Here is a 25,888-nt window from a genome sequence, read left to right as displayed (position 1 = left end):
GGAGCGCTCGGCGGAGAATGCCTACCTGCGCAGACGGGCGGGCACGGGCGCACGAGGTCATGCGCCCCGGCTGCCGCTGATCAGACGAACTGGGGAAGGCCAGGAACGGAATTGAGGACCTCGTCCACGAGTTCGTCGCCGGCATGTTCCTTGGCGAAGGCGATCGTCTCGTTGGCGATGGCGGCGATCTTTAGAATGCTGAGACCCTCACTCATCAATTGCTGGCCGAGCCCCATGAGGCCGCCTCCGCCCTCTGGGTCGTTGCCATTATACTTCGCCACTAATTCCGAAGCTCCGGGAATGGCCGCGATCATGCGCGCAACGGGACCGTCGGCCGCGTGGCGTTGCAGGAAACCCAGCATTAACCCAACGGCCTTCTCTGCGAGAGCCGGGCCGATGCCGGCACCAGTGGCGATGCGCGATAAGAATTCTTCCATGGCAGGGTTCGTCTCTCTTTAATGAGGTTTACACGGGGCCGGTCCGGCGCCCAAAGCGCCCTTGGCCGAAGCACAATTGAACTCCACAAAAATAGGCCGGCGGAAGTGCTATTGCAACTGCGCGTAAAACCGCCTCTGTCAACGCAAGCTGCGTCGGACGTGCGTATTTCGCAAAAACGGGACAGTCGTTCCGCTAAATCGCGGACAGCAGTTTCACTAATTCGCGGACAGCAGGATGGAGTCGGCGCTCGGTTGCCTGGTTGAAGTCATTTGCGATTGATTTCGCCGTTTTCGGCGCCGGTCAAGGGCGGCGGTGTTTTTTGCTTTCTCATGCTGTCGCCTTCGAGGGTGATGCGATGGGCGTTGTGGATGATCCGGTCGAGAATGGCGTCGGCTATTGTCGGCTCCGCGAATGCTTCATGATGCACCTTTCCTTGATCGCCTGGTCCGTTGCAGTCGGCGTTGAAGTTGATCGATCTGGTCGCTGGAAAGGTTTCCGCTTGGCCGCGGGCGTCACCATTTCTTTCCCACAAGATCCTTCAACGCGGCATTGTCGAGCATGGCGTCGGCCAGAAGCCGCTTCAGGCGCGTGTTCTCGTCCTCCAGCGCCTTCAGTCGCCGAGCCTCGGAGATATCCATCCCGCCGAAGCGGGCCTTCCAATTGTAGATCGAGGCGTCGCTGACCCCGTGCTTGCGGCACAGATCGGCAACCGATACCCCGGCCTCGTGTTCCTTCAAAATTCCGATGATCTGCTCTTCAGAGAAGCGGCTACGTTTCATGTCCTGGTCCTCTCGATGGGCCAGAACGAACTTCAAACCGGATTAGATAAGAGGGGCAAGGTCAAGGTCGATGACTCAACTGTTGTGTGGGGAGAGCTCTTACTTCTCATTCGCTCCAAATGCGGACGCGGCGCACGAGCTCGGAAGTTGAGATCCCGTAGCGATCGTGAAGCGTCGGCAGCGCGCCAGCGTCGAGGAACTCGTCGGGCAGGGCGATCTGGCGAAAGACTGGGGTCACTCTCTCGCGCATCAGCAGCGCGGCAACGCCTTCGCCAAGGCCACCAATGATGGTGTGGTTCTCCGCCGCCACCACCAGCCGTCCCGAACGGCGCGCGGCAGCGAGTATCGCCTCCGTATCCAGAGGTTTGATCGTCGGAACGTGCAGAACGGCGCAGCCGATCCTGTCGGCTTCAAGCGCCTTCGCGGCCTCCAGCGCGCGCATGGTCATCAGGCCGCTGGAAATGAACAATACGTCCGCGCCCTCGCGCAGCATTCGCGCCTTGCCGATTTCAAATGTATAGTCGTCTTCGTCGAGCACGACAGGAACCTTACCGCGCGAAAGCCGCATGTAGACCGGCCCGTTGTAGTCCGCGATCGCCTCCGTGGCCTGTTCGATGTCGAGCGCGTCGCAAGGGTCGATGATCGTCAGGTTCGGCATCCCGCGGAAGATCGCGATGTCCTCCGTCGCCTGGTGGCTGGGGCCGTAGCCGGTCGTCAGCCCCGGTAAGGCGCAGACGATCTTCACATTGAGTTTCTCCTCGGCGATCGCCATGCAGATGAAATCGTAGGCACGTCGCGATGCGAAGACGGCGTAGGTGGTGGCGAAGGGCGTAAAACCCTCCCGCGCCAAGCCGGCGGCGGCGCTCATCAGCACCTGCTCCGCCATGCCCATCTGATAGAAGCGGTCCGGATGCTCCTGTGCGAAGACATGGAGATCGGTGTATTTCGCGAGGTCCGCCGTCAGGCCAACTATCCCGGGCCGCTGGTGCGCCAGTCTGGCCAGTGTGTGCCCGAACGGCGCATTGCGTGTCGGTACGCCATCGGGCGCGATCGACGCGATCATCGCCGATGTGGTCTTGCGCTCACCGGCATTGGCGGCGTGGCGCGGCGCGAACTTTGACAACCTCAACGCGGACGTCCCTTTTCCAAAGCTTCGAGCGCTAACGTCCATTCGTGCGGTTCGACGCGGATGAAATGCGTGATGTCGCGGGTTTCCAGGAATGGCACACCCTTGGCCATGCGCGTATCGCAAACGATCACACGCGGACGAGGTTCCTTCAGGCCGCGCGCCATGTCGAAGGCCTTGCGGACCGCCTCGATGTCGTTGCCGTCGACGCGCTGCGCATGCCAGCCGAACGCCTCGAACTTGTCGGTCACCGGTTCGGAGGAGAGCATGGCCGTCGACGGACCATCGGCCTGCTGATTGTTGAAGTCGACAATGGCAATGAGATTGTCGAGCTTGTGGTGGGCGGCCGACATCGCGGCTTCCCAGGTCGAGCCCTCACCGAGCTCGCCGTCGGACAAAAGATTGTAGACGAAACTGTCGCTTCGCTTGCGCGTCAGCCCCATGCACATGCCAACGGCAATGCCAAGGCCGTGACCGAGCGAGCCGCCGGTGATCTCCATGCCGGGCGTGTATGGCGCCATGCCGGACATCGGCATACGGCTTTCATCGCTGCCATAGGTTTCGAGCTCTTCCTCCGGCAGCACGCCCGCTTCGATCAGAGCCGCGTAGAGCGCGATCGCATAGTGTCCGATCGACAGCAGGAAGCGGTCGCGTCCCTCCCACAACGTGTCCTCCGGCCGGTAACGAAGCGCATGGAAATAGGCGACGGCAAGCACGTCGGCGACACCCAGCGCCTGTCCGACATAACCTTGGCCCTGGACTTGACCCATCCGCACGGCGTGTCGGCGGATACGATAGGCTCGTTCGGCCAGGCTGACATTGCTGCCAGCGCGAGGCATCTCAAGCTCCGTTGTCCACTCAGCCATGGATTAGCATCCCACCGTTGACATCGATCACGGCGCCGGTGATGTAGCTGGCCAGATCGGAAGCCAGGAAGAGATAGGCGCCGGCTACGTCGCGCGCCTCGCCCAGCCGGCTGAGCGGGATTCCCTTGATGATGTCGGCGCGCATGGCGTTGGTCAGTTTGCCGCCGGTGATGTCGGTCTGGATCAGGCCCGGTGTGATGCAGTTGACGCGGATGCCTTCGGGACCGAATTCGCGCGCCATGGCCTTGGCAAGCCCCAGAACACCCGCCTTGGCAGCCGAATAGTGCGGGCCACCGAAGATGCCGCCGCCGCGCTGGGCCGAAACTGACGACATGCAGATGATCGAGCCGCCGCCATTTTCGCGCATGTTCGGGATGAATGCCTGGCTGAGATGGAGCACGCCGCGTAGGTTGACATCGAGGATGCGGTCCCAGTCAGCCGCGCTGATCTCCAGCGTCTTGACCGGCTGCGTGACGCCCGCATTGTTGCAGAGCACATCGATCCTGCCCAAGGTTTCTGTCACTTGCGCCGCCGCCCTCTTGCAGGCGTCGAGGTCCGCGACGTTGCACGCAAGGCCGATATGGTCGGGTCCAAGCGACGCAGCGGCGTCACGCGCTTGCCCGTCATCGAGGTCGAGTATTGCAACGCGAGCCCCGTGCTGTACCATCAGCGCTGCCGTGGAGCGGCCAATTCCCCGGGGGCCCGCGGCCCCCGAAATCACCACGGCCTTGCCCTTCAGCAACAAGTCGAACTCTCCTGCTATTTCTGTTTGCCGGTGATCTAAAGTCGGTAGAACCGGGCGGCGTTGTCATGGAACAGCGCGAGCCGCTCCTCGTGCGGGTGGGCGATCGTAATTTCCTTGAAGGCGTTCAAAATGGCGTCGAAGCTCGAGAACAGCTTGTCGACGGGGAAGTTCGTCGCGAACATCGAGCGGCCGACGCCGAAGGCTGCGATCGCCTCCTCGACATAAGGACGGATCGAGAACGTGGTCCAAGTCCAGTCGCCCATGCCGAGGCCCGAGATCCAGGCGACGTTCGGCGCTTGCGCTAACTGGTGCATGCCTTTTTTCCAGGCGCCAAAATGCTCGGCGCCCTCGACCTGCATGCCGGTGTGATTGAGAATGATCTGCACGTCGGGAAAGTCGCGCGCCAGTTCGAGGAACTCGCTCATCTGCGGATAGTAGAGCTGCGGGTCGAAGCTCAGCCCGCGCTTCGCCAGCTCCCGGAAGCCGCGCCGCCATTCGGGCGTACGACTGACCTCCGGCCGCGCCAGATAGGTCTTGGCGGGGTCGGGATGATAATTCATCGGCTGCCGCATGCCGCGGAAGTTCGGATATTCCATGTGGCGGTCGAGGAGGTCGCCGACGTCGGGTTGGGACAGGTCGGCATAGCCGACGATGCCATGCGGAAAGCCTCGCTTGTTGGCGATCTCCTGCAGCCAGCGCGTTTCCCCAACCGGATCGCCGGGATCGAGAAGCAGCACTTCGGCTCCGGTGGAAAGGGCACGAGCGATCTGGACGATCTGGCCTTCGTGGAGGGACAATTTGCGTGCCGGCATTATCGATGATCGCTTCGCCGATCGCTGGGTCGATCAGCTGGAGCGCTCCGAGCGCAGTTTCGCGCGTGCGGCGACGGCTGATCTGCCACCAGCCCGACCTCGCATGCACAATGCCGATGTTTTCCGCGACCGGACAGCTCGGGCAACAGCGCCAGCTCCTGATGCACCACCGCGATGATCGGGCTGTTGTGGTCGGCCTTCGACGAGGCGAAGCCAATCTCGCCGGCTTCGCGTGAGGTCAGCCCTGTGACGATGCGGATGAGAGTGCTTTTGCCGGCGCCGTTGCCGCCCAGGAGCGCGTGGATTTCGTCGGCCCGGACCTGAAAACTCACACCCCGCAGGACACGGGTTGCGTCATAACTCTTCTCGATATTGGCAGCTTCGATCAGGGGCTTCCTGGTCAATACCTGTCCAACTCCCGGCACGTTGCCGGCGCTACCCAAGCTTTGGGTTGAACTCGGCTCCATCCTGTATCTCCTTCCGGGACCACTGTGCGACCGATTGACATTCGGCTCAATTTTCGTTTCTTAACATTCTGTGTAGCTGAGCTTAACTGACGAGGACGAGGTCAGACATCAAGTTCAATTCGATGACGCATTTCGAGGCAGTCGCGCGGCTCGGCGGCGTGGCAAAGGCCGCTCAGGAATTGCAGGTGACACCTTCGGCGGTTAGCCAGCAGCTGCGGCTGCTCGAACACCAACTCGGGGTGCGGCTTTTTCAGCGCGAAAAGCGCCATCTCTCGCTCACGATCGACGGTGAGCGGCTCTTCCAGACCACGACCCAGGCTTTCGAATCCATACGCGAGGTGCGTAATGCCATTGTGCGGCAGCGCGAAAGCTTCCAGCTTAGCCTGCGCGTCAGTCCTTCCTTCGGCGAGAAATGGCTGGCGCCGCGGTTGGCCGAGTTCAGCAAGGGCTATCCGAGCTGGAATTTGCGCGTCGACGCCACGCCCAATTTCTCGGATTTCGAAACGGAGGTCATCGATCTCGATCTTCGTTATGGCGACGGCGGCTGGGCCGGCCTTTATTCGGATTGCGTCGTCAACGATCTGATCCTGCCGATGTGCTCGCCTTCCTATCTTGCCGAACTGCGCGCGATCTCACCGGATCCGCGCGAGCAGCTTCGCCATGCGCGGTTGATCGACAGTGTGAAGGCCTATTTCCGGTGGGATTATTGGCTGCCGTGCAACGGTATCCAGGGCGCCCGCATGACGTATCCCTATCGTTTCGACCGTTCGTCAATGTCGGTTCAACTGGCGAAGGACGGTGCAGGTGTGGTCCTGGAAAGCACATCCATCGCATTCGAGGACCTGGTGTCGGGTTCTCTGGTTCCGGTCTCGATAGAGTTCGAGGTCATCGAGTTTCCGGGATACTGGCTGGTCTGTCCTTCGCGGCATATGAACCGGCGCGCGGTTCGCCTGTTTTCGGACTGGGTGTCACGCGTGGGTAAGCGCGACACCGATCTGGCTCGCCGGTTTCTGGCGGATAAGCAACTGCGCATATCGTTCGAACGACGGCCTCATTTCGGGGCACGGGATGACAAAGCGGCGCCAATGGCGTGAACAGTTCGGCGTTCAAGACATGGCAAGACGAAGATTGACAGCACGTTGCGGTTGAGGAGCTGGCAAAACGCAGGCTGTGTGCAAGCGAATGGGTTGGCCCCGCTTTTCATTTTCCGCGTAGCCTGTGCCTGCGGCTGCCCGCGCCACAAGGCGTTGGTGCACAAATGTGGCATTAGGCACAATCAGCTCTTTGATGCCGCCTGCTATGTCGGCCTTGCCGGGCTGCGAACGGACTCCGGGCGTGCGCACGCCGTCATGCGGTTGAGAACGGCGCAGCCGATGGCGACCTCGGTCTGCTGAGCCGAAAAGGAGCGGGCTCGCAGGCGACGTCCGATCAGCCCCTTGTAGCGCCCGACGGCGGTCTCGATCAGGGCGCGCTTGCCATAGCCGGTGGACGCCTGCCAATTCAGCCTTCCATCATTGGCGATCGCCGTGATGTGACCGTCCCTTTGACCGGGTGGTCCGGTGTCATCACTCTCCACGGCCGTTGAACGTGGCGGGATGACTATCCTTGCGGTGACGCTGTGTTGCAGCACCGCGCAGTAGGTGGGACCGCCATCATATGCTCCGTCGGCCGTGAATTGGTCGATCTCTGCATCGATCCGGTCGAGCAGCGGCTTCACCTGCGAGGGATCGTCGCCGTCCTGGTCGGTCAGACAATGGGCGATGATCTCGCCGCTGTCGGCATTGAGAACCAAATGCAGCTTGCGCCAGGTCCGGCGTGATCTGGCACCGTGCTTGTCTTCCAGCCATTGGCCGGCGCCGTAGACTTTCAAATCCGGTGCTATCGATCAGCACATGCAGCGGACCGTCCTCGGGATGCCGCTGCCGCTTGGCCGATGGTTCCCATATCTGCGCCCGGCGGCTTAGCGTCGTGTGATCGGGAACCGGTAGATCAAGCCCCATCAGATCGAGCAGCGAGGTCGCCAATCCCTCGCTCTGGCGCAGACGAAGCCCGAAGACGCATCCCAGTGTCAAGACCGCCTCGATGGCGAGATCGGAATAGCGGGGCTGGCCGCCGCGGGTCGTTCTTCGCGGCGCATGCCACCTGGCCAAGGCTTCTTCTGTCAACCACAGCGTCAGACTGCCGCGCCGCCGAAGGCCCGCCTCGTATTCCGGCCAGTTTGTCACCTTGAATTTCATCTTCGCGACTCGGTGACGGCGGCTGGCATTGACGACAGGGGCGGCGCACCATGGTCACGGCCGATACCCCCGCCATGTGGCTCGTGCTGGAAGCCCTCGGCCCAATGTCAGCTAAACAGATGACGGCCACCGGAGAGCATCTGATGGGACTTATCCCAGCGTTGTGCCCGGGGTGCGCGAATCGAAACCGCGCGGATCGACGAGTCCACTACATCTCGTGTCCCTTAGGGCATGGCCCCACCTTCCGGAAAAACACCCCACTCAGCCCTGTCCGGATCTGGCGCTCCTTGCTCGCTCCGCTGGCCTACACAGTTGATTGCGAACGACCCAGAACGGCTCTCGAAAACGAGCGTCGAACGAAATCAGATCACCGTTTGTTCTCCCTTAGCGTTGTTTGGCGTACTTTTATCGCGATGCCCTCTTGTGGGCCGTGCCATAACGCAGTTGATGATCATGCCTGACTACGAAGCGTCGGCCGCCGATAGTGTGGATACAGCGCTCGCTGTGCTCGATGAGGTATTGTTATCGCCTGAGATCTGACCGCCTCATCCCAGCGGACAAAACGGGGCAGGGAGGGGGGCTTTTCAGAGCCCGGACGCCTTGGTGAGATTGACGCGGAAACGATCGCGCCGGCGCTGATACTTTCGCGTCATCTCGGCCGAGGCGTGACCGAGCTGCTTTTGCACATAGCGCTCGTCGACCTCGGCCGACGAGGCGAGGCCGGCGCGCAGCGAATGGCCAGCAAACTTTTGACCGCGTTCGCCCTCCGACAGATCGCCACGCACGCCGGCTGCGAGCGCCGTGCGCTTGACCAGCCGCGCAACTTCCTGGTCGTTAAGCCGATCGGCGCCGACTCTTTTGCCTTGCCCTATTACCCTTCGGAACAAAGGGCCATGGCCGATCCGCGCCAGCTTCAGCCAGGTTTGCAGCGCGACCACCGGGCAGGTGACGTCGGAGGAGCCGCGGCCGACCTCGACCTCGCGCCAACCGGTTTTGCCGCGCAGGGTCACCAGCACGCCCTTGTCAGGAAAAAACTCAATCCAGCCAGAAGAATCCTCGGTCTGGTCGCGACCAATGTCGAGCCCGACGATTTCCGAGCGCCGCAGCCCACCGGCAAAACCCAGAAGCAGCATGGCGCGGTCGCGCAGACCACGCAGCGTGCCGCGGTCGAGGGTCTCGAGCATGGCGATCAGATCCTCGGGCAGGATCGCTTCCTTCTGCCGGGGAGGGGAGGCGTGGGTGTTGCGAACGCCAGCCATCACCGTGGCGATATGCCGGTCCTTGCGGTCCAGCGGCTGGCCGCGCTGGGCAAAATTCCAGGAGAGCGACGAAAGCCGGCGCTCGATGGTTGAAACGGTGTTGGGCTTTTTGTCGCCAGTGGCCGTACCTGACGCGCAGGCGGCGATATAGAGCCCGACGACCTCAGGATCGGGCGGGAACATCTCGATGCCTTGGCGCCGGCACCAGCTCGAAAAATGCTTCCAGTCGGCTGCGTAGGCGCGGCGCGTGTTGGCCGAACTCGCCGCCTCGATATAATCGCGCGCGCGGCCGGCGAGCGCCTCAAGATGCGCAGGCAGGCTGGGATTGGCGATGGCTGGAAGGGGAGGGGACGAGGCTAGGTCGGCATCGTCCATCTGCATGACGACGTCGATGATGTCGGGCATGTCGTCATCGCCGGAAGCAGCCGATGATCTTGGAGCGTCGTCAGTCATGCTCATGCCGCTTCGATATCCGTTTGAGAGAAGTCGTTGCCGACGAAAAGCAGCGGTTCGTCCGCACGCTTTGCCAAAGCATAGGAGAGGCAATCGGCAAAATTCAGCGCCGCCGGGTGGTGGCCCTTGCCGTAGGTCAGCCAACCCTGGGTCGCTAGGTCAACCAATTCGGAGTCGACAGGAATGATGTCGGCCTCGATTTTGCGCAGCCAAAGATCGATCTCGGCCAATGCGTGTTCGCCGCGCCTGCTGACCAGCACCATGCGTGCCTCGAGCACGCAGGTTGCCGGGACCAGACGGATTGGGTCCAAGACCAGCGCTCGTTCCAGCCTTGCTGCCTCAGGCTCGCTCCGAAGGATCGCTACAACGGCTGAGGTATCGATCACCATCAGTTCGGGATTCCATGCTCGTCGTACCCGATGATCTCCTCGTCGCTGCGATTGTCCAGTTCAGGCAATCGTGCCACTCTTTCTCGGATGGCGCGCAATTCTGCCAGCAGACGCTCCTGAGCGGTCTCTCCAAAGCCCAAGCGATGCAGCCGCTCGCTCAGGGCCTGGTGAATGGCTGCCGTCTTGCTGATACCCTGGCGGCGCGCGAGTTCATCGGCGAGAGCCACGGTGGCCGGATTTTTGATATTCAGGGACACGAAAGACTCCAAAAGTCTACCTTTCAGGCGTATTCTACCATGGTCCCCCAGCCTCGTAAACAATGAATGATAAGGCAACATTATCGTTCGTTGTCATAGCAAGACAGGCGCAGCGCTTTCTGCCTATTTTGATTGCCAAAAGCGCCGCCATGATTCATCGTGCTTTCGATGATTCTGCGTCCCAAACCCTCTCCGCGCCACCATGGCACGCTTGCCGGTGCCCCTTCGATCGCGCCGCTGGCAACAGTGCCGACTTGGCTGCGCCGGGCCATCCTGGATGCACAAAGCCTTGCGAGCAAAGATGTTGAGGACGTCGCGCTCACAGCGGGCGCTGCCATCGGCGCGCTTGACGCGGTGGTTCGCCGCCAAGGGCGGTGGGCCGGTGCCTGGCGGCAGCGCCTGGCGCTAACGGCTGCCGCGGTAACGGCGAAGCAGGCCGGCCGCGTTGAGGATGAAGCGGCATTGCGCGATGCCGTGCTGCTCACACGACCCGGCGACAATGTCGGGCCCGCCGGTCTTTTGCTCCTCGCCTGGCGCCGGGTGGCCGCCCGGCCCGCAGAGGAGCTGCTGGGGGAGAAAAGCCTTGTCGCGGTGCTGGCAGAGTTCGGCTATGCCCGCGACGACGAGGCGGTCCGCGATCTGACGGACGATCTTCGGCAACTCGCCGCCAGGGACGGGACGGTGGGAATGACGACCGGCGCCATCGCGATCGCCGAACGCCACGGCTTTGCGCGCGCCCTTGGCGTCTGGCTCGCCGACGCCCTGCTGGCGCAACGGCTGGGTTGGGCGCATGCGGTGCCGCTGCTGGGCGCCGATGCGGCCTTGGGCACAAGCGCCCGCCCGCGTCGATCGGCAGCCGGCTCGGTGGCGACAAGCATTGAGACAGACCCTGAGCATGCGAAAGGTCTGCTTGCCGCGCAGGCACGCGCTGCGTTGCGCGCAATTGATCTTCACGCCGAACTCGGGCGACGCGCGGACCGGCTGCTTGCCGATGCGCCAAAACTCAGGGCCAAGGCGGCGGACATTGTCGTCGAAAAACTGCTGTCCGACGATGCGATCGTTGCTTCGGCAAACATCGCAGGCATGAGCGACCGTGGGCTTCACCGCCTGTTCGATCGTCTGGTCGAACTCGGCGCCGTGCGCGAACTGTCCGGACGCCCGACCTTCCGCATCTACGGGCTGTAACGATGGTCGAGACGACGCGCAGACGGCGAGGGCGGACGGGCGAGGATGGTCTGTTCGACCGCGAACTCGACCATCTGCCGCCGGAGGCGCGCTGGCGCGAATGGATGCACCGTGTCGAGGCAACCATTTTTGCAGCGAGCGAGCCGGTTGGCCGCGAGACGCTGGCACGGATCGTCGGCAAGAGCTGCAGCATCGATCTTTTGATCGACGACATTCGCGAGGAACTGGGCGGCCGGCCCTACGACCTGGTCGCCGTCGCCGGCGGCTGGAAGCATCTGACGCGGCCGGCCTATGCCGATGCCATCCGTGCCGCGGTCGGCGAAAACGAGCGAGCCGTGGATCTGACACAATCTGAAGTGCTGGTGCTGATGTGTGTGGCGCTGTTCCAGCCGATCACCCGCGCCGAGCTATCTTCCTTCTTCGGCAAGGAGATCAGTCGCGATTTTATTGGTCATCTGCGCGGTGCCGGCCTGATCGCTTCCGGTCCGCGCAGCCCGACGCCCGGCGCGCCCTACACCTACGTCACGACCAAAGAATTCCTGCTGGAGTTCGGTCTCGACACGCTGCGCGACCTGCCGGATTTCGAGGCGCTTGAGGACGCCGGACTGCTGTCGAAGGAAAAGCTGCTGGCGGGGGACATCATCCCTGGCTTTGCCGTCGGCCCAGAGCCCGTCGGAGTCGAACTCGACGAATAGCCGCGGCGCTTTGTGTGTGAAGCTTGTCCGAAATTCGTACCATATTTCGGACATCTTGACCGTCACTTCGTCCGAAATCGGACCACAGATTTCGGACAAAGCCCCGGCATCAACCCGCCAATATCTCGATCTGCGGTCGCCGCTGGAAACGTCGCCTCTGAGAGGCGAGCCGCCTCTAAACTGGTCTTATATCTCGATTAATAATAAGAATGTAATCAACTTCCAATATTTTAAATAATGACAGTATCGATAAGAGGCCATTATCGATAGTTATTTTGCTCCTGAAGAAAATCGCCTGCAAGTAAACCTAACATCGAGATAGCTTGACCAATACGAATCAGGCATCATGGAAACAATGGCTTACGACATCAGCGATTTGTCCCTGAACACCCTGATAGGGCCGTTTTCCCGCGCGACCGCGGCTTTGGCGAGGCTCGACGAGCGCTTGGCCCGCTCTCCCGTCCGCGACGGCTTTGTCGAGCGCCAACATTTTGCCGACGCGGCCGCAGCACTTTGGCTCGAGGGCGAGCTCGTCCACCCCGAGGACCTTGTCCTGCACGACGCCCACATGGACATTCGGACACCGACCCACGAGCTCACCCGGGCGCATGCGGTGCTGCGAACCCGCCGTCGGATTTTTTCGCAGAAGCCGGACTGGGCGCTCAGCCGCGATGGTTTTTTGGCGCTGGCCGGCCGCGGCGGCGCCATGTCGGCGGCGGCGGGCCAAAAAAGCCGGGACGGGGAAGGCGCCGACCCCGTTGAAGCCGATGGTCGGGATGACGCTGAGGCCGACCTGCTGGCCGAAGAATTTGCCGAGATCGATGCCGTCCTGGCACGCTCATCAAGGCTCCTCAGCGGCGCAGATTGGCCTGATCGAAAGGAGGAAACGTCACGACGTGACCGGCCGGAGCCGCAAAACGACCTGATCTACGATCTCGACTGGAATGAAGAAGAACGCCCCGCCGAATGGCAGGACGTTGTCGCCAGGACGCGCGATCTGCCGGATCCTGCGCGCGGCGTTGCTTCTCGACGCTGGCAGGACATCGAGGTGCTGCAGCATGGCGCCTGGCTCGGGTCGCTGCTGGTTGCCGCGCTGTTGCGGCAGGAGGGTCTTGCCGCCCACCATCTCGCCAGCCTGCATCTCGGCGCCAAAAACATTCCGCGCGAGCGGCGGCGGGCGCGCAATCGCAGCGATCGGCTGTTGGCCTCTCTCGATGCCATTCACGATGCAGCAGTGGCTGGCCTGAAGGAGCATGACCGTCTCGTGCTGGCGAAAAGCCAGATGGAGCGGCGGCTCAAACAACGGCGCTCGAGCTCGAAATTGGGCGATCTGGTCGAGCTGGTGCTGTCGCGGCCACTCGTCTCGGCTGGCATGATCCAGGACAGGCTAAAGGTGACAAAACAGGGAGCGCTCAACCTGGTCGGCGAGCTTGGTCTGCGCGAGATGACGGGCAGGGGGAGGTTTCGCGCCTGGGGAATTGTTTAGTCCCCAGCCATTCGCTACTAACTTTACCAAATTATCGAACTTGACGAACTTGCGCTCTGGAACCATATTGGTGACAGCAAGAGGTTGTCATCATGGCCGCTCCAAAACCCAGTAATCATAGCGGCGCCGCGTCCCCTGCGGGAGTCGCGGCCCTGAGCTTCACCACAAAGCTGCCGGCACAGGCAGACTTCAAGAAGGTATTGCTCGAACGCTATCAGGAAGCGATCGCACGCAGCCGCAAGATCGGCCACCGCGTATCGTTCCGGGTAGAGGTCGATCCGGCGGCTGATGCGCAGACGATCACGCCGGTCGAAGAGCAACCGATCGCTTCAGGCGATAGCTTTCCCGTCGAGGACACGGGCATGCCCGATGCGGATCTCGAGGCGGCTCTTGCCGGAGCGCGCGCGCGTGGCCGCAAGCGTGTCGCCGAAATTGTCGCCGGCGAGGACATGCTGAGCGCGGATGCCTTTGCCAAGCTGCTCGGCACGTCGCGCGTGACGGTCAACGCCAGGCGGCAAAGCGGACAGGTGCTCGGGATCGATGGCGCCAAACGCGGTTTCCGCTTTCCTGTCTGGCAACTCGACAAGGACGGTCGTCCCTTCGGCGCATTGCCGGCGCTGCATGCCATGTTGGGCAACAGTGCCTGGGCCGTCTATCGGTTTTTGGTGTCGCGCCATGGCGTCCTTGATGGGCGGACGGGCCTTCGAGCCCTTCAGCAAGGCGATGACGCCTCGGTTTTGGCCGCGGCGGAAGGCATGGCCAGGGGTGATTTCGACTGAATGCCCGGCGTTCCACCTCCACCCGATTTCGCGCGCGCAAAGCTCGAAATCGAGACCATACCGCGGGGTCGGACGTTCGGTCGGATCCACTGGAGCAACCTATCCTGATCCATTGGGGTACGGGAAGTCGCCGAGCCGGTTCAGCGATCCTCGACGCCGTCTTGACGCCAGCCGGTTTGGCCTCTTTACCTCGGTGACTCCCTGAAGGTGTGCTTCCTAGAGACCGTGCTCCGCGACCGCCGCGAAGGAATTCTTGACGATCTTCCAATAGAGGAGGTGCAGCTGACCCGACGGCGCTATGCGGAGATCGCGACCACGACAGACCTACGCCTGGTCGACCTCAGAGGCGATAATGCCGTTCGGATGGGCGTGCCGACCGATGTCGTTCGGGCAAGCGCCAGAACCTGGCACGCCGGTGGTCACTGAAGCAAACTGTTCCTTGCCCAGATCCTGAACTAGCTCGATCTCATAGAGAGAGACCTCATCAGGTACGGATCGATGAGCCACCTCTCCGAGATCCCGCACCAAAATGCCGTAGCAGCGGCATCGGCAATGGATCGCCGCGCAAAAGGGACCCCTTGTAATGCGCTGCGGTCAGAGTTTGCCGGGCGGAGTTGGTCGGGGTTGCGCAGCCCGGCGAGCGCGAATTAGCTTGGTGGGGTGATCAGGCGCGGTTCTTGCAGCGCCAGGATTCGTTTCCGGTGTCGATGATCTCGCAGTGGTGGGTGAGCCGGTCGAGCGATGCCGTGGTCATCTTGGCGTCGCCGAAGGCGGCGGGCCATTCTCCGAAGGCCAGAATGGTGGTGGCGATGATCGAGGTCCGTTCATAGAAGCCTGCTGATCAGGTCGAAGAGCAATTGCCCGCCGGCTTGCGCGAACGGAAGATAGCCGAGTTCATCGAGCACGACGAAGTCGAGCTGGGTGAGGTAATCGGCGATACGGCCCTGCTTGCCGCCTCGGTGCTCGGTCTCGAGCCGGTTGACGAGATCGACGGAAATTGCCGATGTTAGATAGGCGTGGCTTCTTCGAGGTAAAAATGGGCAAACTTCTTGTGGTTGCGTAGAGCCTGAGGTCGGTAAGGTCCGAACCCGGCGCACTGCGGGACGTCGGCGAACTCAAAGCGGGCGTCGACAGTAGGATGGACTACAGCTTCCGGATTGATGTCCCGGAGTTTGACCTTGTAGCCCAGTTTGGCGCTCAACAATGACAGCCAGGTAGGGGTCCGGCTCGCAATCATATCTTGCATACCCGCCACCTCACAATGCTGGAGACCGTCGGCGGAAGGAAAGAGGTGCAGCGCCGCACCGGTTTCCATAGATCGTTCGAATCTCTCGCCTTTGACCACGACGGGGCCGACAACAAGTCCATCCGGGATGGCGGTCGCTTCTTCGATCATCCAAAGCAGCGCTATGTCGGACAAACGCGATTCAGCCTCGGGATAGCTTCCGCCAATGTCCGAGTGATTCCCGGCAAACCACAACTGTTTCAGGACCTCATGACCATCAATCGTAGTGGGCGCAGCTACGGTCGGTCCCCAGCCGACTCTCGCGAAATCCTCGCGCGTTTCGTCAATGGCATTTGCCGATCGCGCGAAGTTGACGAACCGGCTGAGAAGGCGGTCGAAGTTGTCCCCCTTCCACTCGGCGATATGGCTGTGAACGTCACCCGGGTTGGGGAAGTCCCGGATGGTTTTGCGCACGGACCCGCGCTGCCTTTGATGGAGCACTGCCATGCCTAGAGCCGCCCCGGCGACTACAATCGACCCGAAGGTTCCCCAGAACGAAACCCAGAAGCTGGCGATTGCCGCAACGATCAATGCAGGCACGAACGCCGCCACCGCACCGAGACCGAACACACCGGCATATAGCCCGATCTGGATTATGGAGCGCCGCAATCCCTTTGCGCCCAATGCCGCCACGGTGTCGAACACGCCGATGAAATGAGGCGCAGTATTTGAGCGGTTTACTTCTCCGGTCTCGTGATGCGAGCCATAGTTCTCACGAAATCGGCGCGCGAGTTCGAGCCGTTCATCCTCAAAGTCTTTCCGAAGATGTCCAGCGCCATGCTCAAGCACGGTGCGCACGGCTTCCTCTGCGATATCACGCGTCGCCTTTCTGAACCGCGGCAAAGGGGCATCTCCCACGCGGCTGGGTACGCCGCAAAGCATAAGAAGGTTCGCAACCGCTCTGACGGTGTAGGCGCCTCTGCTGAACCCAAACAGGAAGATGCGATCTCCCGCTTGATAGTGATTGATGATGAACTCATAGCAATCGGCAATGTTGGTGGTGATGCCGGTGCCTGAAACGGACGCCAGCAGCTTTTGGACCCGCCGAACGATGTCGGTCATGCCGGTCGCGGTGGTTTCCGTGCCCAGTCCTGGATCGTAGAATGAAACCTGGGCTGCTGAGTTGACGGGGCTTTCCGGACCGACACGAGATGCCCGATAAAGCTTGTAAACATTGCTCATTCGCTGCTCCGCGCGGACTCCGCCGTCTTGGCCGGTCCCGTCGGAGAACACCACAATGTTCTTGCTCATCTCAAAAAATACCTTCCAGAAGAGAACGTATCTACCCGCAGGTGTAGACTCGGATAGCCAACCATCCATACGAGGCTTCCGAAAGCCTGCGCATCGCCCGCTGACAACACCGCCACTAGGTCAGGTCAATGATCTAAAAGCGATCTCGCCCCTCAATTTACTGACCGGAGAGCATCTTCTGCCTTGGCCAGCCGTTCGCCGTGAAGAACCACGCGAAGCAGAAATATTTGCCTGCCTGCAAGTGAAGAGGAGAATCAACTCGTGGAAGGCGCTCGAAACACACCGATAGTGGGATCAGGATCGTAGATCGGCTCCACCGAAATATCGAACTTCCCCGCCATGGTCATCTGAATCGGGGCGAACGGCGTGCTCACCGTTGTGCTCGATTCGAACGTTCCTTCGAAAGCAGTTTTGTTCAAAATACCGAAGGCGTTGAACTCCAGATGCGTCGTAATCGCAAATGGGATTGCGACCTCCTTGCCCGTCGCCATATCCCAAAAAGCGCTATTTGCAGGGTACTTATGTTCGGTCATGAAGCCGAACGTATTGGGACTGCCAGGATCGTTAGAGACGAACCCATCATTTGAGATCGCAAAAAAGGTATCAAGCCCGAACTTCTCATTCGACTGCTGCAAATGCGCGTTCGGGGCCTGGGTCTTTATGTATGCGAGCATGTGATTTTCTTTGGTTCGGGCGATCCAGCCACCCGTCACGCTCAACATCAAGCCAACCATCATCGGTGCCGGCGGCACCGTGCTTTCAACAATAATGCGCCCGAAGCCGAGCTTGGCATTAGACGGGAGTCCGTTGCCGAGGGGCTCCCCCATTTCCAGCAGAGGGTTGGCTACTCCAAGCGCGCGAAGGAATTTCCCGAGACCTATCTTCCATCCGTCTTTTGCGAAGTCGATGATTTGCAGGTCTCTAAGTGTCTCACCAGCTCCGATGCTGCGATCCGGAATTTCGCAGTCGTCCAGTTTGACCGGGATGAACCAGGTTCTGTTTGCGGGCCGCAATCGCAATTGGTCGATTGCCAAGACGAGCTCTTCATTTGCATACGTGACTTCGCGGTTCTGCCAATTTTTGCTGAACATCGCGACGTAATAGCTGCCGCCCTCAATTGCACGACGAATGGAGTCCTTCCAGCGAGAGCCGGGGGCAATGTCATTCTTATCGCGCCAATAGGGCACCGCGTTCTTTTCGAGAATGTTAGCAATGTAGTTGACAAGCGCTTCATCATTGCGAACGTAAGAAATAAACGAGTGTGTCATCGGAATGGATCCTAAACTTCGACACCTTCGCACAAAAATACGTCATCCGATATTGGTGAAAGTCTTTTCACACAGCCTACGCAAAGCTCATCATCTCATATATTATCGCGTGGTAGCGCTGTGGAAGGGCATTGAAGCGTCGAGTTGGACCGAACGTGGGTCTGTTATTTTTCAATCAAAGACCTCCCCGGAGGCATGCTCGACAGCTAAGGCGAGTCGATGAGATCGTCCTAAGGCGTCAGGATAGGGATGATGTTTTGGTTAAACGCGAGAGTTGGTCCGAACAGGACATTCTGGATTTGCCACCAGAAGAGTCAGACGATTTTGACCGCAAGGGCGGGCGTCTGTTTGATGAAGTGGAAGACAAGGTGCTGACGACCATAGCCAAGGCGCTGTCAGCGTTCGCTAACTCGGGAGGCGGATCCCTTGTGCTCGGCGTGAAGGACGACGGCACCATCGACGGCATTCCAGGGATGAAAGGTAGGGCAACAATTCGGGACTGGTTGGAGCAGAAGGTTCCGCACCTGTTAGATTACCCCTTGGCTGATTTCAGGGTCCACACAGTCCTTCGTAGTGAACAGTCGCAAATCCCAATCGGCAGAGAGATCATTGTAATCGACGTTGGCGATAGCGCCGCTGCGCCGCATCAAAGCGCGTGCGACCAACTGTACTATCATCGCCAAGGTGGCCGGTCGGTCCCCGCCAAGCACTTCTATCTGGATCTGCTGCGGCAAAGGCTGACACATCCGGTTTTGACGTTGGGAATGCATGGCATCCAAACCCATACCGCGCAGGAGCTCAATGGCGGGATTTACTTCATTGTGAATTTGACGTTCGTTGTGAGGAACGTGGGGAGAATAGCAGCTCATGAATGGGCGATCTCGTTGCGAAACGTGGAGCACCCCACCGATGGCTTCTTCGACCGCCATCGTCTCATGTTCGAGTATGAACACGAGTTCCAGATTCCGTATTCTTCAGGTGGTATCGAACTCAGGCAACCAATCTTGCCGGGGCGGGGTTTGAGGCAGACACGACCGCTAGGGTTCCCGGTGTTTTTCCCGGTGGGCGGACCTATTTCCAACATCACTGAGGCCATCGAAGAAAGATTCAAAGGCACTATGTTTCAGTTTCAGTTGGCGACGGAATTTTCTGCCGGTGAGATTTCACCTTTGGGTTTGGGGCAACTCATGCCTGCGCAGGAGATGGCACTTATGGCGTGCAAAAAGGCTCCGCACTACTTCTCATTGTGATCGACACACCCTGAAACGTTCCGGGATCAGCCACCGGATGTTCTGCTTCAATTCCCTGAGCAATCGAAAACTCATTGAGCTTTGCAATGACATGGTCTGTGGCCATGTGAACGGCAAAGCAGATTTCCGATAATTCATGACGGGTCAGGCGAATATTAGTTCCGACCGCAAAGCTTCTTTCCTTCCATGTCAGACGCATGACGATCATCGCGGCCTCGGGGCCGGTAGCAACGCGTCCGGCTTCAATGGCCTCGTGATCTATCGGTTGTTCCGTGCCATCGGGGTGCCTCATGAAGACGCCCAAAAAAGACCAACGGATCAGAAGTCGATTGTTTTCGGGGTTTACATCCTTCCGTGAGACGAGGCCCATTCGGTGGGAAAGGCAATTGCGAGCTTTTCGAAAGCTCTCAAACATCTCCCAATACCGCTGATCGAGACCGATAAGCTCCCGCAAACGGCTGTATTGAGCACTGATGCTAAGCATCTCAACTTCGGCGGCGAGCGCGCGCAAATCCGTTGGAATGTAGCTGTGCGTCGCCATCATGTGCTGGATCGGAAAGCAGTGCTTCAGAAAGATGGCGAACGCATCTACCAGATCGCGAAGTGCGTTGCCGATGATCCAAGCTTCGAAGCTCTCGTTGAATTGCCTTCGCGTCTCGTCGGAAATTTCACTGGGAACAAAATGATAGCTCATGCGGTCATCGAGCTGGTGGGGCAAAGAAGGAATATGATTTGCGGCATTGGAGCCTAACGCCAGAAAGACCGAAGCTCTCCGAACCCCTAGGTCGGCAGGTCGACGCAAGCGAGCAAAATCAATTCGCACATGCGGTCGCTCGCCAGGTCCGTCAGTAGCTTGGTCCGACATGCTTACTCCGGTAGAGAGTTCAGGTCAGAAGGAATACTCAGTCGCCACGGGGGGATCGTCTGACTCTTAGTACGCGCTGAATGCTGACGGCAATGACTCGTTGAATCACCATCTCGATCTCGTGTCGCTTCAAATTCCGGGGCAAACCCAAGCCGAGAGCGCTCGTCCAAGTCCTCCACTGCTGGCACCACCGTAACGCGCTCTGCATCTCGCGGGCCATGAGCTCCGCCGGACTTTCATGCTGGTCAACCCGTGTGACATTGCGTCCCAGTTCAAGCTAGATGCACGACGCGGGCGGCGGGTGCTCCGGCCACCGGCATCTCAATTCCCCACGGATATCGTGGTTCCTGCGCGCGTTCGTACTGATAGACGATGAGTTTTGGCAGGTTTCTTTTGTCGTAACGCCGCGCGAGATTGAACACGACACTGTTTTGGGCGGCGAGGACGAGATGGATCCGATCGACTCCCATCGCGTCGAGCTGCTTCAAAATGCCGAGAAACTGATCAGCAAGCGCCAATTGCCTAGCTTGAGACCAGTGCGACGACTGCGAATCCCGCAGCGTCATGCGGACTACAGGGTGCGTGAATGTGGTAGCCAAATCCTCCGACTTCACCGTGTATGAAGCCGAGATGGCGAGCACCACCTCGCGGGCGCTTCCGGCTTCCTCGATCCCTGTGATTTGGAAGCGCAAGCCATCGTCCGACCCATCGAGCAAGCGCCACTGACTCGCGGTCCGATCCCAGTCCATGACTACGACATCGCCCTCGTCATCCAGGAGCACTCCAGTCAAAAAGGTGAGCGGCACGGCAGTCAGTCCGCCATAGACGGTCGTCAAATCGCTTCTATCATTTCCCTTCTGAGCCTGGTGGAGCCACGTCTTCATCGTGCCGACTGGCTGGAGAAGGTCCTCGGGCTCAACAATGAGTCCGTCCTTCCGTTGCCGCACGTCCAAAAGGTAGTCCATCCGAGTGCCAACGATGCTGTCAGGAACGGCCGCCTTCAATGGCGAACCGTCGTCATCCCGCAATCCTCGGCCCTCGATAACAAAGACCTTCTTTCGCGAGAGGCGCTCTTGCTCGTCCGAGTACCGCCTCCACGCCCAGACGGCCGAACCGATCATCAGCAGAGCGCAAACCATCGTGACGCCCCAGAGGATGCCATCCGGGATAGTCCCGGCGGTACCAATCTCCACGGTGCCAGGTGTGCCCCAGATAGGGCCGGAATAACTAAAGGCCCAATTTGCGCCATGAATCGCAATCAGCACGGCGACGGCGCCGCGGAAAATCCAACTCTCCGCGTTACGAGCCCGAAAGAACCAACCTGCTGCAGATCGGATCACAAAGTCGACTGTATCCCAGCGCATGAGCGGCTCCCTTCAGTTGGTCGTCAGTTCGACAGGCTCCGGCACCTGACCGCGCCGATGAAGGCTTGCGGAGGAAACGAAGCGACGGAAAAATCCAATTTTCACGATCAGGAGCACGGCGAACTCGATATCCCTTTCTGCGTCGACCAAATCCTGCATCGAATGAAGATCGGTGACGCTCGGATGCGTCGAAAAACTCGGATGTGAGTGCCATTCGCCGAGATAATTGAACGTCTGATAGTTGTGACCTGTCCGATCGAAGAACTTCTCCAACGCCTGCCGGTGATGGTCGGCGTCGCGAACGAAGTGAGCCCGTTCTCCCGAAATCTCGTCCAGAGAAAAGTCAACGACCGCAAAATGGCCGCGCGCGATTTCCTGCCCCATGAGGATGCCGCCGATCTCGCGCGATCCGGCTCGTCGAAGAGCCTGCCTCACACGATCGCGCACCACACGGGGGACTCCCACCCGGATCACGCTGCGACTTCCGGGAAGAGAGAGGCGAGTAGGTCCTTCAGGTCCTCCTTGGATGCCGCTTCTTGGGCTTCGCCCCACTCTCCTTCCAGCCGAAGATCGATCGGCCAGGTATCGAAGGGTGCCCGGAAGATCCATTCCGCCGCCAGTCCGATCGCATAGGCTGATGACGGAAAGATGCTTTGCTCTCGCGTCAGGATATCCAACGCCAATCTGGACGCATGGCCGGCGATGACACTGATATCGGCGTCATCTGCTATGAGCAAGGAGCCATGCTCCCGCTGCGCTCCATAATCCGCTTGAGCCGCGGCCGCCCATGGCACGCCATGGTCATCACACCAGGCGCGGATCTGGTCCCGGGCGATTGTCGGGATCGGGTCGAGCTTTGGCCTCACCCTCGCGACGATACCTCCGATCCCACCGGCAAAGACCTCGCACCAAATCATCGGTTTGCGGTGCCGGCGCGCGACCGCCGCCACTAGATTGAACGCGCGCGGATCGGCGGTCGCATCGATCAGAAGGTCGGCCTGCACCAGGTCCTCCATGACAGACTCGGTAGTTCCGGCACTCTCCTGCTGACCGAGCGCCACGCGGCGCATCGAAATCTCGGCATTGGCGACAATGTCCTTGAGGCGAGCCGTCAAGGAGTCAACCTTATGTTGGCCAATCGCCCGTGCGTCGAGGTCATTCCTGACGAGATTTGCCGAGAAGAAGATATCGTCATCGACGAGCGTGAATTTACGGACGCCGGATCTGGCAAGTGTGGTGGCGATCTTCGATCCGACGGAACCGCACCCGACAATCGCGACCCGCTTCTGAACAAGACCGGCGTGGCCCGCCGGCAGACGGCCAGATGCGTCGGGTGCAATGATCATCTTGTAGCCGAAAACAGTCTGCTTGCCCTCGTGCGGATAGAGGTTCAGCGCGATCCACCGGTCTGCGTCCCCGAGCAGCACGAAACCGTCAAAGGGATTGCCCGGAAGCTGCTCGGCAAGTTCGGGAAACTCGGCAGGCAGCAGCTCGGCGAAACGTCCCGGATTTGCCCGGAAGCTGTCGATCTCCCGCGTTGTTCGAAAGGCGAACCCCTTTGCGATTGTGGAGCGCGAAGGCTCTGGACCGCTGTGCGACCATATCGAGCCTCCGTCTCCTACACTGACGAGAGACGCAACCCACGTCGGTTTTTCGAGCCGGTCCCAGGCGGTGATGGGTACAGGGGCATCGACTGGAAGTCCTACGAGAACTTCGATAGCGTCTCGGTCAAGCACGAACCTCATCTGCTCGCTGCGGGCGTCGCGACCAAGCGAGGCCTGATGAGCCGACCGCACAACGCCATCTTCGTCTCCCTCCGGGCTCTCGCCCGACAGGAGACGATATGCGCTCTCGGCCATCATCGCGCCGGTGATCGCCGGATCCCAATTGTCCGGCCGGAATTCGAGGCAGAGCTCTCCACCAGCCCCGTACTGGTGCCACGAAAGCCGCTTGCCGTCCCGTGACAGCACCATCGGCGGCGTATCCGGGAAGGTCGACGGATACGCCATGAAGAGGCTGAACGTCTCACCATTGTGCTGGATGTCGAAATCCACGATCAGCTGAAGATCGTCGCCGACCCTCCAGCCGACACCCGACAACCATCCGGCGCGCTCCAGCAACTGTGCAAGCGCGACCTGCTCGGCCCTCGCACGGGAAGCGTTCGTCAGCCACCAACTCATGCAAATCCCTTCGGCGTCGTTGGCACCCGAGGCGCGTTTCCGAAGGTCGGGATAGCCGCCGCAGGGGCAACGGACGCCCTACGCAGGAGCCCTCCACCATTTCCGCGGATCCTTGCCACTGCCCGATCGGTTAACGCCGTGCCCATCCGGGCAGAGACCGCTTCGTTCATGCCCTGCAACATCGTAGCGCGGGCGGCGCGTCCAAAATCCTGCCGAGCCTGTTCGAGCCAACGGAAGAACGCCTGCGCCTTGCGCGGGTCCTTCTCCCATTTGTCAGCGAAGTTCTCGAACGCGTCGGTGGGGTTCGGAATGACATACTTGGTGCCATCGCGACGGATGTACCGGTCCATGCCCTCCAGGATCGAAAAGAGGGCGCCGGCGATCGTGTCCTGTTCCCCGTATGCGTGGCCTGCCAGCGTGGTGATGATGACGGAGATGGGCTTCAGATCGGGTTCGCCGGCAAACATGTTGTCGCGGTGCCTCTTCAAGAGCATCACCGCGGCCTGCAAGGGCGTCCGCACGCGATAGTCCGGCAGTTTCTCGACGCTAGCCGTAACGCCCTGCCTCCTCAACGACTCCACGAGGATCTGTTTGCGCCGGGCGAGGACCGAACCCATTCGTGACCTAATCCATTCCCCATACCCCTTTGGATTGGAGCGCGGCCAGTCGGCCGTCCGCACCCGGTAGGTCGAGACATCGCGATCCGTGATGGCGATCGCAGTATCCGCCCACCGCGCATCGAATTGCGCGCGTTCCAGAAGAAGCCGCTGTTCTGAGCCATTCGGCAACGAGGGAACGATGTCCATGTGGAATTGGGCGCCATCTGCATAGGAGAGGATCCAGCAACGCCGGCCTTCACTCACAGGCTTCGTCATCCCTTTGGCGTCGTGGTAGGCCTTAATTTCATGGCCCAGGAGCTGCTTCAGATCGAACTGCGTGAGATCGTTCTTGGTGATCTGCTTCAGCTCACAGACAGAGTCGACATCGTACTCCTCGGCGTCGTTGACCGGTCGGATCGCCGTTCCAAGACGAAACGATCCTTGTACATAAACCGCCGGATCGAAATTCCGCACCGTGCTCTCGGGCCGGTGAAACCAATCGCCCAGGGACGTGTAGCTCGTCTCGGCCTGTTCATACCGGGATACTGGAATGGCGAGCTCCTCCACGAGTGCCTGAAGGAATTTCTCAACCTGATCGTCTGTGCCTGCCATTTCCGAACTCCTCTATTGCCCGACAGCGTTTTAGCTTCGCCCGGTCGGCCGTGGGAATAACAAGTATACGGATCGTGTAAATATGTCCATAGCCTTTTTACACGTATCGGCGATCAAGGCTTGGGAGCATGTGGGGGAGCCCCATGCATGGCTCCAGCCCGCTTTTCAATTTGACCATCAGCGCTGATGAGAATATGAAGTATACACATCGTCTTTCAATTTCAATATAGTTTCTATACGCGCATTGTGAGGTAATGATGGAGAACGAACGACCCGGGGTGCGTTGGGGCGTCGAACAAAGGCTGGAATTCATAGAGTTCCGGCTGTTCTGGGAAGGCGGGGTGAACCGCGCAGATATCATTAACATGTTCGGCGTTTCGGTGCCGCAGGCATCGAAAGACCTGACGCTGTATCAGGAGCGAGCACCAGGAAATGTGGAGTACGACAAGAGCGCCAAGCGCTATATCCCCGCCCGAAATTTCGACCCGAGATTCTTGACCCCTGGCCCCGAAGCGTACCTGTCTCGCCTGCGCTCCCTTGCGGAAGGACTATCAAAGGCAGCCGAATCCTGGCTTCGGTATCATCCCGAATCCGACATCGCTCTGACCCCGCACCGTGATGTCGATACGGCCGTGTTGCGGGCAGTCCTCGATGCAATGCGCGAGCAGAAATCCGTGGAAGTCCTGTACCAGTCCATGAACAGCATTCGTCCTGACCCCATGTGGCGGCGCATGTCGCCCCATGCTTTCGGCTATGACGGATTTCGCTGGCACGCGCGGGCTTACTGCCACCTCGACGCCAAGTACAAAGACTTCATACTGCCGCGCATTCTCGAAGCACGTTCCCCCGGCCCGAGCGGCGCGGGTGGAGAGAATGATCTGGGATGGCACGAGCGTATCCGGGTCGAAATTACACCGCATCCGGCGCTCGCCGAAAATCAGAAGAAGGTCGTGGCAAAGGATTACGGCATGACGGATAATAAAGCTGTGCTGTCGGTTCGCTGTTCGATGCTGTTCTATGTCCTTAAGAGGCTCGGATTGCTCGGGGATGCCGAGAAGGAACCTGCGCGGGCGCAGCACATAGTTTTGCTGAACAAAGAGGCCGTGCGAGCCGCGCTGAAACGTGCCGAGTCTGCCGATGCGAGCGTGGCAGAGCAGGCATAGGCTTGGCGTGTCCGGCTCACTATCCCCTGATACGAGAGAAGTCCCGATCAATGCTATTGCGTTCTCGCTGAAACGCCT

The 25,888-nt window shown here is 60.1% G+C and carries 23 protein-coding genes and 4 pseudogenes; 7 read left to right on the top strand and 20 right to left on the bottom strand.

The features are described from left to right. Nucleotides 1-80: 80 nt before the first annotated feature. The 8 genes and pseudogenes from NKH42_RS12345 to NKH42_RS12310 form a co-directional block, all read right to left on the bottom strand. Entirely contained in the window at nt 81-437 is a 357-nt protein-coding gene (locus tag NKH42_RS12345) for a hypothetical protein (protein ID WP_352874789.1), read from the bottom strand. A 266-nt stretch (nt 438-703) separates the two neighbouring features. Further along, nucleotides 704-859: pseudogene (locus NKH42_RS12340) on the bottom strand (ATP-binding protein); the annotation flags it as partial. Nucleotides 860-930: 71 nt separating this feature from the next. Then, nucleotides 931-1,217 (bottom strand): annotated as a pseudogene (locus tag NKH42_RS12335) (transposase); the annotation flags it as partial. 106 nt (nt 1,218-1,323) lie between these two features. Continuing rightward, entirely contained in the window at nt 1,324-2,346 is a 1,023-nt protein-coding gene (locus NKH42_RS12330) for a transketolase family protein (protein WP_502895560.1), read from the bottom strand. Further along, complete coding sequence (locus NKH42_RS12325; RefSeq protein ID WP_352453734.1) at nt 2,343-3,182, bottom strand: transketolase; 840 nt, start codon at nt 3,180-3,182, stop codon at nt 2,343-2,345. The genes NKH42_RS12330 and NKH42_RS12325 overlap by 4 nt, the downstream gene beginning before the upstream one ends. A gap of 19 nt (nt 3,183-3,201) precedes the next feature. Next, nucleotides 3,202-3,954: an SDR family NAD(P)-dependent oxidoreductase gene (locus NKH42_RS12320; protein ID WP_352453729.1), complete on the bottom strand. Its 753-nt coding sequence runs from the start codon at nt 3,952-3,954 to the stop codon at nt 3,202-3,204. A 35-nt stretch (nt 3,955-3,989) separates the two neighbouring features. Continuing rightward, nucleotides 3,990-4,766 (bottom strand): amidohydrolase family protein, encoded by a 777-nt coding sequence (locus NKH42_RS12315; RefSeq protein WP_352974128.1) that lies wholly within the window; start codon nt 4,764-4,766, stop codon nt 3,990-3,992. Then, entirely contained in the window at nt 4,766-5,233 is a 468-nt protein-coding gene (locus tag NKH42_RS12310; RefSeq protein ID WP_352457358.1) for an ATP-binding cassette domain-containing protein, read from the bottom strand. The genes NKH42_RS12315 and NKH42_RS12310 overlap by 1 nt, the downstream gene beginning before the upstream one ends. A gap of 122 nt (nt 5,234-5,355) precedes the next feature. On the opposite strand from NKH42_RS12310, the gene NKH42_RS12305 reads away from it, so the two are divergent. Continuing rightward, nucleotides 5,356-6,327, top strand: a complete 972-nt coding sequence (locus tag NKH42_RS12305; protein ID WP_352457357.1) for a LysR substrate-binding domain-containing protein — start codon at nt 5,356-5,358, stop codon at nt 6,325-6,327. 203 nt (nt 6,328-6,530) lie between these two features. Here the strand turns inward: NKH42_RS12305 and NKH42_RS12300 are convergent. From NKH42_RS12300 to NKH42_RS12285, 4 genes and pseudogenes are all read right to left on the bottom strand, one after another. Next, nucleotides 6,531-7,470, bottom strand: a pseudogene (locus NKH42_RS12300) (IS5 family transposase). 584 nt (nt 7,471-8,054) lie between these two features. Next, complete coding sequence (locus NKH42_RS12295; RefSeq protein WP_352974126.1) at nt 8,055-9,188, bottom strand: site-specific integrase; 1,134 nt, start codon at nt 9,186-9,188, stop codon at nt 8,055-8,057. Beyond that, the gene (locus tag NKH42_RS12290; protein WP_352593656.1) at nt 9,185-9,571 is read right to left on the bottom strand and encodes a type II toxin-antitoxin system VapC family toxin; all 387 of its coding nucleotides are present in this window, start codon (nt 9,569-9,571) and stop codon (nt 9,185-9,187) included. The genes NKH42_RS12295 and NKH42_RS12290 overlap by 4 nt, the downstream gene beginning before the upstream one ends. Beyond that, nucleotides 9,571-9,828 (bottom strand): type II toxin-antitoxin system VapB family antitoxin, encoded by a 258-nt coding sequence (locus tag NKH42_RS12285; RefSeq protein ID WP_352718352.1) that lies wholly within the window; start codon nt 9,826-9,828, stop codon nt 9,571-9,573. The genes NKH42_RS12290 and NKH42_RS12285 overlap by 1 nt, the downstream gene beginning before the upstream one ends. 168 nt (nt 9,829-9,996) lie before the next feature. Between NKH42_RS12285 and NKH42_RS12280 the strand changes: the two genes are divergently transcribed. The 4 genes from NKH42_RS12280 to NKH42_RS12265 all read left to right on the top strand — a co-directional run bounded on the left by NKH42_RS12280 (nt 9,997) and on the right by NKH42_RS12265 (nt 13,973). After that, complete coding sequence (locus tag NKH42_RS12280; protein ID WP_352974191.1) at nt 9,997-11,013, top strand: DUF1403 family protein; 1,017 nt, start codon at nt 9,997-9,999, stop codon at nt 11,011-11,013. Between the two features lie 2 nt (nt 11,014-11,015). Beyond that, complete coding sequence (gene scpB / locus NKH42_RS12275; RefSeq protein WP_352579699.1) at nt 11,016-11,708, top strand: SMC-Scp complex subunit ScpB; 693 nt, start codon at nt 11,016-11,018, stop codon at nt 11,706-11,708. A gap of 346 nt (nt 11,709-12,054) precedes the next feature. Beyond that, complete coding sequence (locus NKH42_RS12270; protein WP_352974125.1) at nt 12,055-13,194, top strand: RHE_PE00001 family protein; 1,140 nt, start codon at nt 12,055-12,057, stop codon at nt 13,192-13,194. Between the two features lie 92 nt (nt 13,195-13,286). Further along, nucleotides 13,287-13,973 (top strand): XRE family transcriptional regulator, encoded by a 687-nt coding sequence (locus NKH42_RS12265; protein ID WP_352579457.1) that lies wholly within the window; start codon nt 13,287-13,289, stop codon nt 13,971-13,973. Nucleotides 13,974-14,637: 664 nt separating this feature from the next. Here the strand turns inward: NKH42_RS12265 and NKH42_RS12260 are convergent. The 3 genes and pseudogenes from NKH42_RS12260 to NKH42_RS12250 all read right to left on the bottom strand — a co-directional run. Then, nucleotides 14,638-14,965 (bottom strand): annotated as a pseudogene (locus NKH42_RS12260) (ATP-binding protein); the annotation flags it as partial. A gap of 14 nt (nt 14,966-14,979) precedes the next feature. Beyond that, nucleotides 14,980-16,509 carry a T6SS phospholipase effector Tle1-like catalytic domain-containing protein gene (locus tag NKH42_RS12255; protein ID WP_352974123.1) on the bottom strand — a complete coding sequence of 510 codons (1,530 nt, stop codon included), beginning with the start codon at nt 16,507-16,509 and terminating at the stop codon, nt 14,980-14,982. A gap of 254 nt (nt 16,510-16,763) precedes the next feature. Continuing rightward, a complete protein-coding gene (locus NKH42_RS12250; protein ID WP_352637628.1) occupies nt 16,764-17,777 on the bottom strand; it encodes a toll/interleukin-1 receptor domain-containing protein in 1,014 nt (337 codons plus the stop codon). Between the two features lie 257 nt (nt 17,778-18,034). Here NKH42_RS12250 and NKH42_RS12245 point away from each other — a divergent pair, with 257 nt between their 5' ends. Continuing rightward, nucleotides 18,035-19,027 carry an AlbA family DNA-binding domain-containing protein gene (locus tag NKH42_RS12245; protein WP_352579454.1) on the top strand — a complete coding sequence of 331 codons (993 nt, stop codon included), beginning with the start codon at nt 18,035-18,037 and terminating at the stop codon, nt 19,025-19,027. Here the strand turns inward: NKH42_RS12245 and NKH42_RS12240 are convergent. The 5 genes from NKH42_RS12240 to NKH42_RS12220 all read right to left on the bottom strand — a co-directional run bounded on the left by NKH42_RS12240 (nt 18,987) and on the right by NKH42_RS12220 (nt 24,647). Further along, nucleotides 18,987-19,892 (bottom strand): hypothetical protein, encoded by a 906-nt coding sequence (locus NKH42_RS12240; RefSeq protein ID WP_352974121.1) that lies wholly within the window; start codon nt 19,890-19,892, stop codon nt 18,987-18,989. The genes NKH42_RS12245 and NKH42_RS12240 overlap by 41 nt on opposite strands. 272 nt (nt 19,893-20,164) lie before the next feature. Beyond that, on the bottom strand, nt 20,165-21,256 hold the full coding sequence (locus NKH42_RS12235) for an SAVED domain-containing protein (RefSeq protein ID WP_352579452.1): 1,092 nt from the start codon (nt 21,254-21,256) through the stop codon (nt 20,165-20,167). Nucleotides 21,257-21,268: 12 nt separating this feature from the next. Beyond that, nucleotides 21,269-21,706: a Mov34/MPN/PAD-1 family protein gene (locus NKH42_RS12230; RefSeq protein ID WP_352579451.1), complete on the bottom strand. Its 438-nt coding sequence runs from the start codon at nt 21,704-21,706 to the stop codon at nt 21,269-21,271. A 20-nt stretch (nt 21,707-21,726) separates the two neighbouring features. Continuing rightward, nucleotides 21,727-23,436 (bottom strand): ThiF family adenylyltransferase, encoded by a 1,710-nt coding sequence (locus NKH42_RS12225; protein ID WP_352974120.1) that lies wholly within the window; start codon nt 23,434-23,436, stop codon nt 21,727-21,729. Beyond that, nucleotides 23,433-24,647, bottom strand: coding sequence for a nucleotidyltransferase domain-containing protein (locus tag NKH42_RS12220; RefSeq protein WP_352974118.1), 1,215 nt, complete (start codon nt 24,645-24,647; stop codon nt 23,433-23,435). Before NKH42_RS12220 ends, NKH42_RS12225 begins: the two co-directional genes overlap by 4 nt. A gap of 257 nt (nt 24,648-24,904) precedes the next feature. Here NKH42_RS12220 and NKH42_RS12215 point away from each other — a divergent pair, with 257 nt between their 5' ends. After that, nucleotides 24,905-25,810: a BrxR family helix-turn-helix transcriptional regulator gene (locus tag NKH42_RS12215; protein WP_352637624.1), complete on the top strand. Its 906-nt coding sequence runs from the start codon at nt 24,905-24,907 to the stop codon at nt 25,808-25,810. The last annotated feature ends 78 nt before the right edge of the window (nt 25,811-25,888 follow it).

The sequence above is a fragment of the Mesorhizobium sp. M1142 genome (assembly GCF_040318565.1).
GTDB lineage: Bacteria > Pseudomonadota > Alphaproteobacteria > Rhizobiales > Rhizobiaceae > Mesorhizobium.
Note: the sequence above shows the minus strand (reverse complement) of the source record. Positions and strands in the feature narration are given on the sequence as shown.